This is a genomic window from Paraburkholderia sp. AV2 (genome assembly GCF_054968425.1).
Map to the genome: position 1 here is coordinate 1 of NZ_JBANLK010000013.1, position 15,696 is coordinate 15,696.

Genomic DNA, 15,696 nt, shown 5'->3' on the forward strand with positions numbered 1-15,696 from the left:
CCCCCCCGCCCCCCCGCCCCGGCCCCCCCCCCCCCCCCCCCCCCCCCCCCCCCCGCGGGGGGGGGGGGGGGGCGCCCCCGGCGGGGGGGGGGGGGGGGGGCGCCCCCGGCGGGTTCAAGGTCAGGATAACTACATGGTCGAAGCCGTCTGGATCGACAGGCTCGGGCAGTAGTGCGTGGCGCTGAGATAGGACGCCTGCTGCGACCGGGTACCGCCGGCGCTCGAGGTCGGAGGATCGATGAAGATGGAGGCGTTATTCGATCCCACCGGCGCGGTGAAGGTCATGGTGATCTTCCACCAGTTCCCCGCTTTCACCGCCGACAGCGAAGTGGCCTGGCCCGCGCCCCACGTTCCGCGAACGATACTGCCCGTATTCGTGTTGAGGACCCAGGCGAACTCGGTGCCGTTCGAGTCGTCGGTCTGGATCGATCCGCCGGGAAATACCGTTGCGTTCGTCGTCGCCAGCACATAGTCGGTGAAGCTGTACGTCTGCCCGCCCTGGACCCGGATGACTTCATGAATGTTCGCCACCGCGGAGCCATTCGTGGCCGTGACCAGCGCGGCGCGCTGGCTGGTGCCGTAGATGTCGGGAGCAGGCTGCGCGGTTCCGCCGTTGCTCTGGCTCCACGCATCGGGAATCGCAAGGCTCAAGGGTGAATTGACCAGATTGCCCGCGTAGCAAGCGGCGAGTTCCTTGTCCTTCGGCGGGCCATAGAATTCGGCGATGCTGCCCTGGATGGCGTTGTCCGTCGTGTCGGTGGTCGCCTTCGTGAGGACCGCGCCTTCGAAGAACTGGATCGGCGCCGAGCTGCCGTCCCCGCCTTCGCCAAGTGAAAGGCCGCCCTGCCATTGGCCGTTGAAGGCATGGCCCGCGTCGTTACTGAAGTTGTAGGCTTCCGGCGGCGCTGCATCGTAGACGGCAGTGAGCACCCCCTGTGACGCCGCCCCACCCTTCACCGCGAATATATTGGACGCCGTGTTGGGCGAATACTTCGCGAGCACCGTGACGAACTTCTCCTTGGGAGGCTGCTGAGGTCCGTAGAGATAAACGCCCGCTTCCGCGTCGACACCGGGCCAGTTGACGTCGAGCCCGTTGCACACCGGGTCTTTCACGGTCGGCGCCTGACCCGAATCGCCGTCGCAGTAGCCGAATACCGCGGCCGCGCCGTCCGAGAACGCCAGCGCGAACATCTCCCCTTCGACTTCCCCATGCGCATAGGTGCTGGAATTCGCGCTGCTCTCCATGTTGCCGTAGGTCCCGCAACACGTCGAAGACTGGTCGTAGTGCGCGCCCGCCACCATGTATTCGGCGATATCGGTATCGCCGATCGACTGGTTCACGGTCCCGAAGCGGTTCCGGTACGCCTGCCCAGCCAGCGTCGACAACGCCGGGATCGTCCCGCCGTTGAGCGGTACCAGCGCAAGCTTCGCTGCTGAGCCCGTCAGCGCCGGCAGATCGTTGCCGACGGTCAACTGAAGGGTGGGCGATTGCGTCGTCAAGGCAACCGGCGGCTGCGACAACTGAACCGTCAGGGTTCCTGAGCTTCCGGGCAGCGTGATCGTCGCGAAGCCGTTGAGGACCGGCACCGTGACCGGGCTTTGCGAACCAGGACCGCTGCTCGGCAACGTCAGCGACTCGCCACCGTTCTGATTCAGCGTGAGCGTTGCGGGGACATTGCCGTACGCACCGCCTTTGAGCGCCGCGACACGGTCGATCTGATCGTAGAGATACGACACCGAGCACGTGGTGTTGTTGCAGAAGGCATTCACACTGCCGAGGTTGGTCGTTCCGACCAACTCACGGCGAGCACCGCCTGGAAGCGTGGCCGACGTGTAGGGATAGATATCCTTCGTGGTGTTATCCGAGGCGCGCAAGATCTGGAACAACGGCCCCGTATAGGTCTTTGTCAGCAAACGAGTCACGCTGTGGGCCGCCGAGCACGGCGTGCCCGCGGCGGCAGCGGCGTCGCACGGCAGCGGTGTCGACGTCCCGACTTCCGCGGACGCCGCCGCATTCGTCTGCGCCGCGGCGCTCGTTGGTGCAACGCTCGAATTCGCCACACCGGCGACCTGGGATCCGGACGACGAATCGCCATTACACGCCGACAGCGCGAGGGCTGCCGACAACAACAGAGAAACCAGTCCAACTGTTCTACACGCCATGATTCCCTCCAATAAGCCAGCGTTGCTTTACGCGCTTATAACGCAGGATTACTAAACGATTCACGAGTAACAGTTACCGACGACGCACGACTGATCAGCATGAATTACGCGAAAACAGGAGCGCGCGATGAGACGCCTGCAATGCGTCGATCGCGGCCCTTGGCGCAAAACTCCCCTTCGCCATCCGCGCGGGTTAGCGCCGGATTTCGGATAGGGATTTCAGGTGGGAACGGTGCGCTCTGGGTGGCGCACCTCACGGTGTCACGAAGCCGCCGCGCTAATAATATTACTCATTATTATTAAATATTGCCCTGGTAGATTCCCGTAGGTTTTGCAAACACCTTCGATATGCACATGGCATGCGAACTACGCCATGGAGGCGGCAGATATTATTACTAATATCGATCGAACATCCGGGGTCGCAGCCGCCGAAGTCAGATGGCGCGATGACGCTGCGTCCACATCGCTTCGTAGGCGGCTTCGATATCGCGCGCGAAGCGCGCGCCGTCCATCAACGGCGAACCTGTCATGCGCGCGCGCAGACAGGAACGCAGCGCCGCAAGGCGCGGCAGATCGTTCGCGAGATCGACCGCGGTTTCGGCGAAAGTCTCGTCCGAATCGGCGGCGAGCGCTTCGAGGCCCAGGTTGACAAGCTGGCTCAAGCCCGCGCGCCCCGCCACCGTCGGGCCGATACGCGTGACTACCGGCACGCCCATCCATAGCGCGTCGAGCGTCGTGGTATGTCCGTTGTACGGCAGCGAATCGAGGCCTATGTCGATCTCGTGATAGCCGCGCAGATAGGCATCGCGTGCCCTGAACGGAACGAAGCGCGCACGGACCGGATCGATTCCCGCCTGAGCCAGCCTCGCGCAGATCCGTCGTCTCGCATCGCCCTCCGGTGCCATGAGCACGAGGTGTGCTGACGGCAAGCGTGCGAACACGCGCGCCCATAGCCGCAGCGTTGCCGGCGTGAGCTTGCAGGGGTTGTTCAGGCTGCCGAACGTAACGTGTCCCGCGCTGGCGGCCGGCAACGGATTCACTTCGGGCTCCATGGCAAGCGGGTCATAGCACCAGAACGTATGCGGCAGGCGCCAGGACTGCTCGCTGTAGTGAGCATCGTGCGCGGGCGGGTCGAGATGCGGATCGGTGATCCGCCAGTCGATCGCTCCGATACCCGTGGTGCCGGGATACGCGAGCCATGCCACCTGCACCGGCGCCGGCTTGCGCGCGAACAGCAAAGGCCGGCCATTGCCCATGTGCATGGTGAGATCGATCAGGATGTCGATGCCGTCCGCGCGTATCTTCGCCGCCAGCGCCGCGTCGTCCAGCGTGCGCACGTCGTGCCAGGCCTCCACGCAGGCGGCTAGCCGCGCGGTCGTCGCATCGGGGCGCGCGACGCTCGAATAGGCGTGAATCTCGAAGCGCGTCCGGTCGTGATGCGCGAAGAGCGGCGTTGTGAATAATGCCTGGCAATGCTCACGAAAATCCGCCGATACGTAGCCAACGCGCAGGCGGCGCTCTCCGGAGGGCTCGATAGCCGCAAGCACAGGCATCGGCACGACTGGCGCGGCGTGCCGTGCGGCCCACCCGCGCGCCGCTTCGAGTATCGCGCCCGAGTCGAACGACTGGAACGACAGCGCGTAGACAAGGTTGCTGTGCGCGATCAGATTGCCCGGATCGCTTGCAATGGCCCGGCGAAAGCACGCGATACCCTCGTCGAGGTCCCCGCTGTCCTTGAACACATTGCCGAGATTGTTGAGCGCGGACGAATGCGCCGGATCGAGTTCGAGCGCGCGGCGCAATAGCGCGTGCGCGTCGTCGAGTCGGCCTAGCGTGCGCAACAGATTGGCCGCGTTGCTGTACGGGTCGACGAAATCCGGGCGCACACGCATCGCCGTTTCGAAAGCGTCCAGCGCCGCGCGATGATCGCCAAGCTCGCGGTACACGTTGCCGAGGTTGTTCGCAGCCTCGGCATGGGCCGGATCGAGCGCGAGCGCGCGAAGATACTGCGCTTGCGCATCGCGAAGGCGACCGAGAGCATGAAGCGCATTACCGTAGTTATAAGCCGCCTGCGCGAAATCCGGATCGCGTGCCACGGCGCGCGCGAGCACATCGGCTGCCTCGTCGGGGCGCCCAAGCCGGGTCAGCAGCACGCCGAGATTGACCATCGCCGTTGGCGCATCCGGCGCGGCCGCCAACGCGGCCTGCAGCAAGCCGAGCGCCTCGTCATGGCGTCCCTGCGCCTGCAGAAGCGTGCCGAGATTCGTGAGTGCGTTCGCATCGTCGGGCCGCACGGCCAACGCATGCCGATACGCCGCCTGCGCCCCATCAGCGTCACCCGACAGCCGAAGGCAGTTCCCCAGATTGTTCGAGGCGTCGGCCGACCGGGGATCGCATTGCGCCACCCTTCGCCACGCATCGGCCGCTTCGATCAAGGCGCCCTGCGCCTGCAGCGTCGTGCCGAGCGCAAACCACCATTCGGCCGAGGTGCCATCCTCTGCAAGCAGGCCGCGGAGAAGCTCGGCCGCTTGCGCGTGTTGCCCGCCCATTGCGCAGGCTTGCGCGAGCGCCTCGCGATAGCGCCGATATCCGGGTCGAAGCTCCAGCAAGCGCTGCAGCCGGACGCGTGCGGCGGACGGCTGGCTTTCCTGCAGATCCAGCACGGCCAGCCGGAACATCGCGTCGGCATGCGCGGCGTCACGCTCCAGCTGCGCCATGTACAACTTGCGCGCGGCAAGCAGATCGCCTGCGAGATGGGCCTCGCTGGCGCGCTCGAAGAGGGGATCGTTGGGCATCCGGTTTGTGCGGGTCGGGTCGCGTTCGGTAGGACTACGGGGTGCGTGGCGCCACGCGCCAGCCGCAGCGCGAGCATAGCCGCCAACCCGTTTCCTTCGTTTACCAACCCTTACCACAAATTACGGAGGACATGTAACCCGATCCGCCGATACCCTGTACCGCAGCCAATGAATCAGCCGACCTTGTAGCGCTCGAGCCAGTGCGCGTAGGGCGCGGGCAAGGTCCAGGCGGCGCGCTCGACACCGAGTTCGCGCGCAGCATGGTAAGGCCAATGCGGATTCGCGAGATGCGCACGGCCCACCATCACGAGGTCGAGCTGCTCGCTCGCCACCGAACGCTCGGCCAGCGCCGGCGTATCGATGCCCCATGCCGAAGCGACCGGCAATCCGGTGGCGCGGCGCACTTTCTGCGCGATCGGCGCGAGGAACGCGGGAGCCCATGGAATCTGCGCAGTCGGCGTGGAAAAGCCCACGCTCACGCTCAACATGTCGAGCCCTTCGCGCCGGAAACCCTTCGCGAGCTCGATCGACTCGGCCAGCGTTTCGTCGTCGCGGCCGTCGTATTCGATCACGCCGAAACGCGCGGTCAGCGGCAGGTGCTCCGGCCAGACCTTGCGCACGGCCGCCAGCGTTTCCAGAAGGAAACGGCTGCGGTTTTCGAGGCTGCCGCCGTAGGCGTCGTCACGCTGGTTCGAGTGTGTCGAGAAAAAGCTCTGGCCAAGGTAGCCATGGGCGAAGTGCAGTTCGAGCCACTCGAAGCCGGCCGCGAGCGCGCGCCTCGCCGCCGCGACGAAATCCTCGCGCACGCGGGCGATGTCGTCGAGCGTCATCGCCTTCGGCACCTTCGGTAGATGAGCGCCGAACGGAATCGCGGACGGCGCGATGGTTTGCCAGCCGCGCGCGTCGCCCTCGGGAATGTGGTCGTCGCCTTCCCAGGGACGGTTCGCGCTGGCCTTGCGGCCCGCGTGCGCGATCTGGATGCCGGGCACCGCGCCGGCAGACTTGATCGCGGCAACGGTCGGTGCAAAAGCTTGTGCCTGTGCATCGTTCCACAAGCCCGTACAGCCCGGGGTGATACGCCCTTCGGGCGATACGGCGGTGGCTTCGACGATCACGAGGCCCGCGCCGCCGCGCGCGATCTGCGCAAGATGCGCACGATGCCAGTCGTTGATCACGCCGTCGACGGCCGTGTACTGGCACATGGGCGGCACCGCGATGCGGTTGCGCAGGGATACGTCCTTGAGCTTGAACGGTTCGAACAATGCGGACATCTACTGCTCTCCAGATGGACGCAGGCCGTGGGCAGCACGGCGCCTGCGCCAGGTTGAAAGATCGGGTATTTCGTATCGGCAACGCCGCCCGGCTTTACGCGCGGCGCAACGCCTGGAGCAGCGCCTCGGCCACCGGCTCCGAGGAAGCCGGATTCTGGCCCGTGATCAGAAGCCCATCGACGGCGACATGAGGCTGCCAGTCGGCGGCCTTCGTGTAGTGGCCGCCGCTGCCCTTGAGCATGTCCTCGACGAGGAATGGCACGACCTCGGTCAGGCCCACCGCCGCCTCTTCGGTATTCGAGAAGCCGGTCACCGACTTGCCGGCCACGAGCGGCTTGCCGTCCGCGCCCTTCACGTGCCGCAGCACACCCGGCGCATGGCATACGGCGGCCACCGGCTTGCCTGCGGCAAGCGTCCTTTCGATCAAGGCGATCGAGGCGGGATCCTCCGCGAGATCCCACAGCGGACCATGCCCGCCCGGATAGAACACGGCATCGAACGCGTTCACATCCACATCCGCAAGCCGCTTCGTACTGGCAAGCTCCGCTCGGGCGGCCGCGTCGGCGTCGAAACGGCGCGTCGCCTCGGTCTGCGCGGACGGATCGCTGCTCTTCGGATCGAGCGGCGGCTGGCCACCCTTCGGCGAGGCCAGCGTCAACTGTGCGCCGGCATCGCGCAGCGCGTAGTACGGCGCCGCGAACTCCTCTAGCCAGAAGCCGGTCTTCTTGCCCGTGTTGCCGAGGTCCTCGTGCGAGGTCAAAACGATCAGTACCTTCATCGGAATTCCTTTCTCGATGGCATCCCGGCGCTCTCGCGCCGTTGTGGAAACCGGTCCGTCATCAGTCAGTCAGCAGACTATTAGACCGGTCGTCTAGTCTATCGCGGCACGTCGAATCATGCGGCGCGGGTGCCCGCCCAGGCGGCGGCGCGCCCGCTCGCCGCCGGATTATCCGGCGGGCGGCAGGCCCAGCATGCGGCGCGTCGTCACCATGGCTGCATCGAGGGGCCGCCCGTCACGCCGGATCTTTCCCAGCAGCGTCGCCCCTAGCCACAGTTCATAGAGCGATGACGCCGTCACGGCTGCGTCGCTCACGCTCGCGAGCGTCCCGTCCTCGCGTCCTGCCTCGATGCACGCGGCGAGCCGCGCCACGATCTGCTCCGTGCCGCGCTGCAGGGCAAGGCGCATGGGCTCGGACAGATCGCAGACTTCGGCGCCCAGCTTGACCGTGAGGCATTTGCCCGCCGGGTCGTCGGCGCACTGCGTTGCGCGCCAGTCGTCCCAGTAGCGCATGAGCCGCTCGGCCGCCGTGCCCGGATGGCGCTCCAGCAGTTCGTCCAGGCGTTCGACATAATCGGCGAAGTAGGACGTCAGCAAAGCGACGCCAAACGCCTCCTTCGAACCGAAGTAGTGGTAGAACGACCCTTTGGGAACGCCGGCGGCCGCGAGGATCTCGCTGAGGCCGACCGCCGAGAAGCCCTTGCCCAGCAGGATGGGCATGGCGGTATCGAGGATGTATTGCCGCATTTCGACGGCGCTCTCTGCATTCATGGTGTGGCAGTCTACCGGCCCATTAGACCGGTCGTCTAGTCATCTCGCAGAATTCGTAGTGGCATGGCAGCGCCCGACGGACGCGATACGCGCTGTCGGGATTTCGCATCGGCAACTTATCCGCAAACGAGGAAACATATGGCGACCCGCACCCTGCTCTGTTACGGCGACTCCAACACGCACGGCACCAAGCCGCTCAACCTGCCCGGCGTGCTCGAACGCTTCGGCCCCGCCGACCGCTGGCCCGGTGTGCTGCGTGCGGCGCTGGGCGACGGCTGGAATGTCGTGGAGGAAGGCCTGCCTGCGCGCACCACCGTTCACGACGATCCCATCGAGGGCCGGCACAAGAACGGCCTCGCGTACTTGCGCCCCTGCCTCGAAAGCCAGTTGCCCGTCGACGTGGTCGTGCTCATGCTCGGCACCAACGACCTCAAGGCGCGCTTCTCCGTCACGCCCGCCGACATCGCGAACTCGGTCGACGTGCTGCTGGAGACGCTCGTGGCCTGCCGGGCCGGCCCGGGCGGCGCGACGCCGCACGTATTGCTGATGGCGCCCGCGCCGATCGAGGAAGTCGGCTTTCTCGGCGAAATCTTCACGGACGGCGCGGCCAAATCGCGCCTGCTCGCTCCGCTCTACGAGCGCGTGGCCGTGAAGTACGGCTCCGCGTTCCTCGACGCCGGCGACATCGTCAAGGTCAGCCCGACCGACGGCGTGCATTACGAGGCCGAGCAGCACCACCGCCTTGGCAAGGCCGTGGCCGAACTGGTCCGCCAGCGCTTCGGCGCCTGAGCGGCATCTGCGTCGCACCCGAAAGTTTTCTCGCTTTCCGAAGCGAAACCGCGAGCGCCAATGACAAACGCCGCCGGCTTTGAAGCCCGGCGGCGTTCGTCGTTCGTGCGCGCAGCGAAGCGTTGCGCACGATCCGACAATGATGCTCAGCGCGACATCATGTTCATGGCGACGTTGTGCATGACCCACAGCGTGCCGACGATCACGATCAGCACCGTCATCACCGTGAAGCCAAATGCTGTCACGTTCCAGCGCTGGCCCGACGACGTGTTCATGTGCAGGAAGAACACGAGGTGGACCACGATCTGCACCGCGGCCAGCACGGCAAGGCCAATCAGCGCGGTCTCATGCGGGAAGCCGCCATGCAGCACGAGCCAGAACGAAGCGGCCGTGAGCACCACCGCCAGGACGAAACCGGCCAGATAGCCGCCGAAGCTGCCGTGGCTTTCTTCTTCGTGGATAGGATGAGCACTCATTTAAATCACGCTCGCAAGATAAACAAAGGAGAACACGCAGATCCAGACGATGTCCAGAAAGTGCCAGAAGAGGCTCAGGCACGTCAGGCGGCGCACCGAGCGCTCGTCCAGTTCCGGGGCCTTCATCACCTGCACCATCAGGACGATCATCCAGATCATGCCGAACGTCACGTGGATACCGTGGGTGGCAACCAGCGTGAAGAACGACGAGAGGAACGCGCTGCGGCTCGGGCCCGCGCCTTCTTCGACGAGATGCGCGAACTCATGCAGTTCGAAATACAGGAAGGTCGCGCCCAGCAGGAACGTGACGGCCAGCCAGAACAGCACCTGGCCGGCGCGCTTCTTGTGCGCGCCGATCATCGCGAAACCGTACGTGATGGACGACAGCAGCAGCACCGCCGTTTCCATCGCCACGCCCGGAATGTCGAACAGGTCCTTGCCCGTCGGGCCGCCTGCGAACTGGTTCTGCATCACCGCGAACACGCCGAACAGCGTGCCGAACAGAATGCAGTCGGTCATCAGGTACAGCCAGAAGCCGAACACCGAATGCGCGGGCGGGTGATCGTGGTGATCGTGCTCCGCGAGTGCGGCCGCACTTGTCTTCGTCAACATCAGTTGGCCTCCAGTGCTTCTTCAACCTTGCCACCGCGCTGCTTGCCTGCAAACGCCTTGACCAGTGCGCGATTGCGCTCTTCTTCGTCGGCCCGGACCTTGGCGGCCGGGATGTAGTAACCCTCGTTCTTCTGGAAGCTGTAGCCGATGATCGTCGCGAGAATGCCGACGAAGCCGACGATCATCAGCCACCAGATGTGCCAGATGCCTGCGAAGCCGAGCACCAGCGCGAAGAAGCCGCTGAAGACACCTGCGCTCGTGTTGGACGGCATGTGGATGTCGGCGTACTTCGTGTTGATGACGTCCGGCGTTTCGCGGCCCGTTTCCTTCATGTGCTGGAACTCGTCGAGCTCGCTCACATGCGGGATGACGGCGAAGTTATACGACGGCGGCGGCGATGCGATCGCCCATTCCAGCGTACGGCCACTGCCCCACGCATCGCCCGTCAGGTCGCGGTTTTCCGGCAGGTTGCGGTCGCGGATCGAAACGTACAACTGCGCGAACTGATGCACGATGCCGATCAGCACGAGCACGGCGCCGAACCAGGCGATGATCATCCACGGATGCCATGCCGGGTTGTCGTAGTGGTTCAGACGGCGGGTGGCACCCATGAAGCCGAGCACGTACAGCGGCGTGAACGCGACATAGAAGCCCGAGAGCCAGAACCAGAACGCGCGCTTGCCGAGCTTTTCGTTGAGCTTGAAGCCGAACGCCTTCGGGAACCAGAAGTTGAAGCCGGCGAGGTAGCCGAACAGCACGCCGCCGATGATCACGTTGTGGAAGTGAGCAATCAGGAACAGCGAGTTGTGCAGCACGAAGTCCGCACCCGGGATCGCCATCATCACGCCGGTCATGCCGCCGATGGTGAAGGTGACCATGAAGCCGATCGTCCAGAGCACCGGCGAGGTGAATTCCAGACGGCCGCGGTAGATCGTGAACAGCCAGTTGAAGATCTTCACGCCCGTCGGGATCGCGATGATCATCGTCATGATGCCGAAGAACGCGTTGACGTCGGCGCCCGAACCCATCGTGAAGAAGTGGTGCAGCCACACGACGAACGAGAGCACCATGATCGCGCACGTTGCGTACACCATGGTCTTGTAGCCGAACAGCGGCTTCTTCGCGAACGCCGAGACGACTTCCGAGAACACGCCGAACGCCGGCAGGATCAGGATGTACACCTCGGGGTGGCCCCAGGCCCAGATCAGGTTCAGGTACAGCATGGCGTTGCCGCCGCCGTCGTTCGAGAAGAAATGCATGCCGAGGTAGCGATCGAGGCCGAGCAGCGCGAGCGTGACGGTCAGGATCGGGAACGCGGCCATGATCAGCACGTTCGTGCAGAGCGCCGTCCACGTGAACACCGGCATCTTCATCAGCGTCATGCCCGGGGCACGCATCTTGATGATCGTGACGAAGAAGTTCACGCCGGTCAGCAGCGTGCCCACGCCCGAGATCTGCAGCGCCCACAGGTAATAGTCGACGCCGACCCCTGGACTGTATGCAAGCTCCGAAAGCGGCGGATACGCGAGCCAGCCCGTCATCGCAAACTCACCCACGACGAGCGAGATCATCAGCAGGACCGCGCCGACGGTCGTCATCCAGAACGACAGCGAGTTCAGCATCGGGAACGCCACGTCGCGTGCGCCGATCTGCAGCGGCACGACGATGTTCATCAGGCCGACCATGAAGGCCATGGCCATGAAGAAGATCATGATGACGCCGTGCGCCGTGAAGATCTGGTCGTAGTGGTGCGGCGGCAGGTAGCCCGGCGCGTTGTACGCCAGCGCGAGCTGGGTACGCATCATGATGGCGTCGGCGAAGCCGCGCACGAGCATGACGAGGGCGAGCACGATGTACATCACGCCCAGACGCTTGTGGTCGACGCTCGTCAGCCACTCGGTCCAAAGGTACTTCCATTTGCCGAAGTACGTGACCACGCCTAACACGAAGGCGCCGATGACCGCCATGCCGATCATCGTGCCGAGAATGATCGGCTCGTGATACGGAATGGCATCCAGTGTAAGTTTTCCGAACATGCCTCGTTACCCCTTCGTACCGCACGACGCGTCATTGAAATCCGTGACGTGGCCGTTGTTGTACTTCGCGATGATGTTGTTGAAGAGCTTCGGGTCGACCGTCGAGAAGTACTGAACCGGTACCTTCTCGCTCGGCTGCGCGACCTGCGCGTACTTGTCCATCGAAAGCTGCGTCGAGGACGCCTTCACCTTCTGGACCCACGCGTCGAAGTCTTGCGGGTTCGATGCGATCGTGCGGAACTTCATGTCCGAGAAGCCCTTGCCGCTGAAGTTCGCCGAGAGGCCGTCGAAGTCGCCGGCGTGGTCGGCGATCAGGTGCAGGCGCGTTTGCATGCCTGCCATCGCGTAGATCTGGGTGCCGAGCTGCGGGATGAAGAACGAGTTCATCACCGAATCCGACGTGATGTTGAAATTCACGGGCGTGCCGACCGGCAGCGCCAGTTGGTTCACCGTCGCGATGCCCAGATCCGGATAGATGAAGAGCCACTTCCAGTCGAGTGCGACCACGTCGACGGTAATCGGCTTGACGTTCGATTCGAGCGGCTTGTACGGATCGAGCTCGTGCGAGGTGTTCCACGTCAGTACGCCAAGGAACAGGATGATCAGCGTGGGAACGGTCCAAACGACCACTTCGATGGCCGTGGAGTGCGACCATTTCGGCGCATAGGTGGCGCTGCGGTTCGTCGCGCGATAGCGGTACGCGAACCAGAGCGTCAGTACGATCACGGGGATCACCACGATGAGCATGGCCCAGGTGGAAGTGGCGATCAACTGCTTCTCGGCAACCCCAACGCTACCCTTGGGATCGAGGATTCCCGCGCTGCATCCGGAAAGACACGCGGCCAATCCGGCTCCGACGGGAAGCAATAACCTTTGCAAGGTTGTTCTTTTCATCACGTTTGCCTGAATTTCATTCATTGAGTGGTTCCGGACACATCCTCTGACATCGGACAAAGGAAGCGCGCCCGCATCATACAGCCGCTTTGATTTTTAACAAGCAATGAATGTGGAAAATGATCTTTGCCGAAACGAAACTGAGACACTTTGCCGCACACGTTCGCCGCGTGCTGTCGCACCCGGAGGCGAACGTCTACGTGTTTGCCCTGCGTCGTTTCGCCGCCGATCCCGCCGCGGCTTTTTTTCGAAACGCCCTGCTATTCGAAAACCTTCTTTCACACGTACACGCGCGCCGTGGCGCATCTCACGATGCGGCACGGCGCGCGTGTACGCGGTCAAACCTGAGTGATCACGTCGGGGAACGCTGCGCGTTGACTTCCGCGCCGGCGCGCACCGCTTCGGCAGACGCAGCACCGTCCGCCGGCTGCTTCGAGCGAAGCGCCTGCGTGACGAGATTCGCCGCCGACAGCTCGATCGCATCCGTCATGGGCTTCGGATAGAGGCCCACACCCAGCACCAGCGCCGAGAGCGAAACGAAGATCAGCAATTCGCGGCCGCCGATGTCGGCCAGCTTTGCCACGGTCCTGTTCGCAACAGCGCCGAAGATCACGCGCTTGTACATCCACAGGGTGTACGCAGCGCTCAGAATGACGGTCGTCGCGGTCAGCGCGCCGATCCAGAAGTTCACGCGGATCGCGCCCATGATGACCATGAACTCGCCCACGAAGCCCGAGGTGCCGGGCAGGCCCACGTTGGCCATGGCGAACAGCATGAAGAAGGCGGCGTAACGCGGCATCGTGTTGACCACGCCGCCGTAGGCCTCGATGGAGCGCGTCTTCGTGCGGTCGAACAGCATGCCGGCCGCGAGCAGCATGCCGCCCGCGACGAAACCGTACGAGATCATCTGCACGATCGCGCCTTCGGTGCTGAGCTGGTTGAAGAGGAACAGACCCAGCGTGACGAGACCCATGTGGGAGACCGTCGAGTACGCGAGCATCTTGGCCATGTCGGTCTGCGCGAGCGCGAGCAGGCTGCCCCACACCACGGCCACGAGCGAGAGCGCAATGATGACCGGCGCCAGGAAGTGCGCGGCGTCGGGAGTGACAGGCAGCGTGAAACGCAGGAAGCCGTAGGCGCCCAGCTTGAGCATCGCGAGCATCACGGCCGCGCCCGTCGGCGCTTCGAGGTTCACGTCGGGCAGCCAGGTATGCAGCGGCCACATCGGCACCTTCACGCCGAACGCGGCGAAGAAGCCGATGAAGACGAGGAGCTGCGGGACGAGGCCGAGCTGCAGGTTGTGCCATGCGGCCATGTCGAAGGTGTGCGCCTCGCTGTAGAGATACAGCATCGACACCAGCATCAGCAGCGAGCCGCCGAACGAGAAGAAGAAGAATTTCACGGCCGCGTGGATGCGGTGCGCGTTGCCCCACACGCCGATCAGGAGGTACAGCGGGATCAACTGGGCTTCGAAGAAGACGAAGAACAGCATGCCGTCCGTCGCCGCGAAGGTGCCGACCATCAGCCCCGAAAGGATCAGGAATGCGCCGAAGAACTGGGCGACGCGCATGCTGATCGACTGCCAGGAGGCGATCACGATCACGAGCGTCGTGAATGCGGTCAATACGACCATCCACAACGAAATGCCGTCGATCCCGAGGCGCCACGCCACGCCGAACTCGGGCAGCCAGTTGCGGAACACCACGAACTGCATGCCGGTGACGGTATTGTCGAAGCCAGCGATCAACGGCAGGGTCAGCAACAGGCCGACGACGGCGCCGACGAGCGCGACCCAGCGCGCGCGCTGCGGATGACCGGAACCCACACGCAGGACGACCACGCCGAACAGGATGGGAATCCAGATCGCCAGACTCAGGAACGGGACGGATTGCATTTCACAAGAGACCTTAAAAACGCCCGGCGCACAGCGCCACGTACGCGCCACAAGGCGCGAAAGCACATTGAAAGATTGCCGCGGGTAGAAATTCGGACCGGACCGACTGTAATGTTTTTGTTAGCGCCTCGGCAAAGAACGACACACGCTCAAGGGTTAACGAGGGTAATCAATCATCGCAGATTTTGCAGCGCAACAATACAAGCCGATTCAGAATTTGATATAAGTCTCTGTTTTAAAAAGATTTTCTATCGTCACAAAAAGTAACATCTGCGTGCTTCCATCGTTTTTTTGACCAGAACTCAGGGGGGACAGGCACCCTGCGAGCGGTTCCGCGACGCGGGCGTCCATTTGTCGCGGCCCGAATAATACCTTACTTGATTATTTCGTTTCAATTACTCACGCGACGAAGCCCCCGCGCGAGCCGGTGCGTGCGAGCACGAAAAAAAGCCCCGACCGGAAAGGATCGGGGCCAAGCTCTCACTATGCGCCAGGGACTTCGCAACGCATTGTTCGCCACTCTAGCCCCTTCCGCTGCCGCCATTAAGCATCGTATGCGGAAGAGTCCTTTCTACGGAACGCGGGATCCCATCCCGGTTGCAGCACGGCAGGTCAAGGACCTTTCCTGCGATCTGGGCCGCCCATACATAAATGAGAATCATTTGCATTTACAGCGAGAATGCCTCATCATGGAGCCCGTGCCGGCGAGCCCGGCGTTTGCTGGAGCTTCCATGCACCCCATCGCCCGTTTTCACCGCAACGACACGCTGCTGGAGGACTCGTTCGCCCAGCATCCGGACAGCGCGGAGCAAACCGTCCTGCGCGCGGTTCGCACCTGGCTGCGCCCGCACTGCGACGCCTACGGCAAGGAAGAGAGCTGGCGCGGAGTCCTCGTCGAAGCGGGGCTCGGCGCAGACGGAGTGGGCCATTTCGACCTGCTGATGGGCACGCTATGCCGCGCTTCCTGCCGTCCGCTCGATACACGCTGCCGGTGCGCCTCCGAACTCGCCACCGATGAGGCCTCGCTGCTGCGCACCCTCGCGCTGCTGCAATCGACGCGCAGCGAAGCGGCGGTTCAGTTGCTCAACGACTGGCTGCCCATGCCGAGCGTCTCCGGCATGCTCAAGTCGGCCCGCTGGTTCGCGATCGCCCTGCTCGACGCGGGCCTGCGCCTCTCCGAGCGGCCGCGCCGCGTCACCTACATGCACTGAAGCCGC

Annotated in this window: 12 protein-coding genes; 2 read left to right on the forward strand and 10 right to left on the reverse strand. The window is 64.0% G+C overall.

All coding sequences use genetic code 11. The features are described from left to right. Nucleotides 1-129: 129 nt before the first annotated feature. The 5 genes from V8683_RS11820 to V8683_RS11840 form a co-directional block, all read right to left on the reverse strand. Nucleotides 130-2,163, reverse strand: a complete 2,034-nt coding sequence (locus V8683_RS11820; protein ID WP_411191173.1) for an arabinofuranosidase catalytic domain-containing protein — start codon at nucleotides 2,161-2,163, stop codon at nucleotides 130-132. Nucleotides 2,164-2,597: 434 nt separating this feature from the next. Next, nucleotides 2,598-4,958: a tetratricopeptide repeat protein gene (locus V8683_RS11825; protein WP_411191175.1), complete on the reverse strand. Its 2,361-nt coding sequence runs from the start codon at nucleotides 4,956-4,958 to the stop codon at nucleotides 2,598-2,600. 173 nt (nucleotides 4,959-5,131) lie between these two features. After that, nucleotides 5,132-6,229, reverse strand: coding sequence for an NADH:flavin oxidoreductase/NADH oxidase (locus V8683_RS11830; RefSeq protein WP_411191176.1), 1,098 nt, complete (start codon nucleotides 6,227-6,229; stop codon nucleotides 5,132-5,134). Nucleotides 6,230-6,323: 94 nt separating this feature from the next. Next, a complete protein-coding gene (locus V8683_RS11835) occupies nucleotides 6,324-7,007 on the reverse strand; it encodes a type 1 glutamine amidotransferase domain-containing protein (protein WP_411191177.1) in 684 nt (227 codons plus the stop codon). Nucleotides 7,008-7,175: 168 nt separating this feature from the next. Continuing rightward, nucleotides 7,176-7,778, reverse strand: a complete 603-nt coding sequence (locus tag V8683_RS11840; RefSeq protein ID WP_411191178.1) for a TetR/AcrR family transcriptional regulator — start codon at nucleotides 7,776-7,778, stop codon at nucleotides 7,176-7,178. A gap of 138 nt (nucleotides 7,779-7,916) precedes the next feature. Between V8683_RS11840 and V8683_RS11845 the strand changes: the two genes are divergently transcribed. Beyond that, nucleotides 7,917-8,567: an SGNH/GDSL hydrolase family protein gene (locus V8683_RS11845; protein WP_411191179.1), complete on the forward strand. Its 651-nt coding sequence runs from the start codon at nucleotides 7,917-7,919 to the stop codon at nucleotides 8,565-8,567. A 146-nt stretch (nucleotides 8,568-8,713) separates the two neighbouring features. On the opposite strand, the gene cyoD is transcribed toward V8683_RS11845, so the two are convergent. The 5 genes from cyoD to V8683_RS11870 all read right to left on the reverse strand — a co-directional run bounded on the left by cyoD (nucleotide 8,714) and on the right by V8683_RS11870 (nucleotide 14,479). Next, nucleotides 8,714-9,043: a cytochrome o ubiquinol oxidase subunit IV gene (gene cyoD, locus V8683_RS11850; RefSeq protein ID WP_411191180.1), complete on the reverse strand. Its 330-nt coding sequence runs from the start codon at nucleotides 9,041-9,043 to the stop codon at nucleotides 8,714-8,716. Next, the gene (cyoC, locus tag V8683_RS11855) at nucleotides 9,044-9,655 is read right to left on the reverse strand and encodes a cytochrome o ubiquinol oxidase subunit III (protein WP_411191181.1); all 612 of its coding nucleotides are present in this window, start codon (nucleotides 9,653-9,655) and stop codon (nucleotides 9,044-9,046) included. Beyond that, a complete protein-coding gene (gene cyoB, locus V8683_RS11860) occupies nucleotides 9,655-11,691 on the reverse strand; it encodes a cytochrome o ubiquinol oxidase subunit I (protein WP_411191183.1) in 2,037 nt (678 codons plus the stop codon). The genes cyoC and cyoB overlap by 1 nt, the downstream gene beginning before the upstream one ends. A 6-nt stretch (nucleotides 11,692-11,697) precedes the next feature. Next, nucleotides 11,698-12,585 (reverse strand): ubiquinol oxidase subunit II, encoded by an 888-nt coding sequence (gene cyoA, locus V8683_RS11865; protein ID WP_411191184.1) that lies wholly within the window; start codon nucleotides 12,583-12,585, stop codon nucleotides 11,698-11,700. Nucleotides 12,586-12,937: 352 nt separating this feature from the next. Then, the gene (locus tag V8683_RS11870) at nucleotides 12,938-14,479 is read right to left on the reverse strand and encodes an NADH-quinone oxidoreductase subunit M (protein WP_411191185.1); all 1,542 of its coding nucleotides are present in this window, start codon (nucleotides 14,477-14,479) and stop codon (nucleotides 12,938-12,940) included. Nucleotides 14,480-15,210: 731 nt separating this feature from the next. Here V8683_RS11870 and V8683_RS11875 point away from each other — a divergent pair. Further along, the gene (locus V8683_RS11875; RefSeq protein ID WP_411191186.1) at nucleotides 15,211-15,690 is read left to right on the forward strand and encodes a hypothetical protein; all 480 of its coding nucleotides are present in this window, start codon (nucleotides 15,211-15,213) and stop codon (nucleotides 15,688-15,690) included. Nucleotides 15,691-15,696 lie beyond the last annotated feature (6 nt).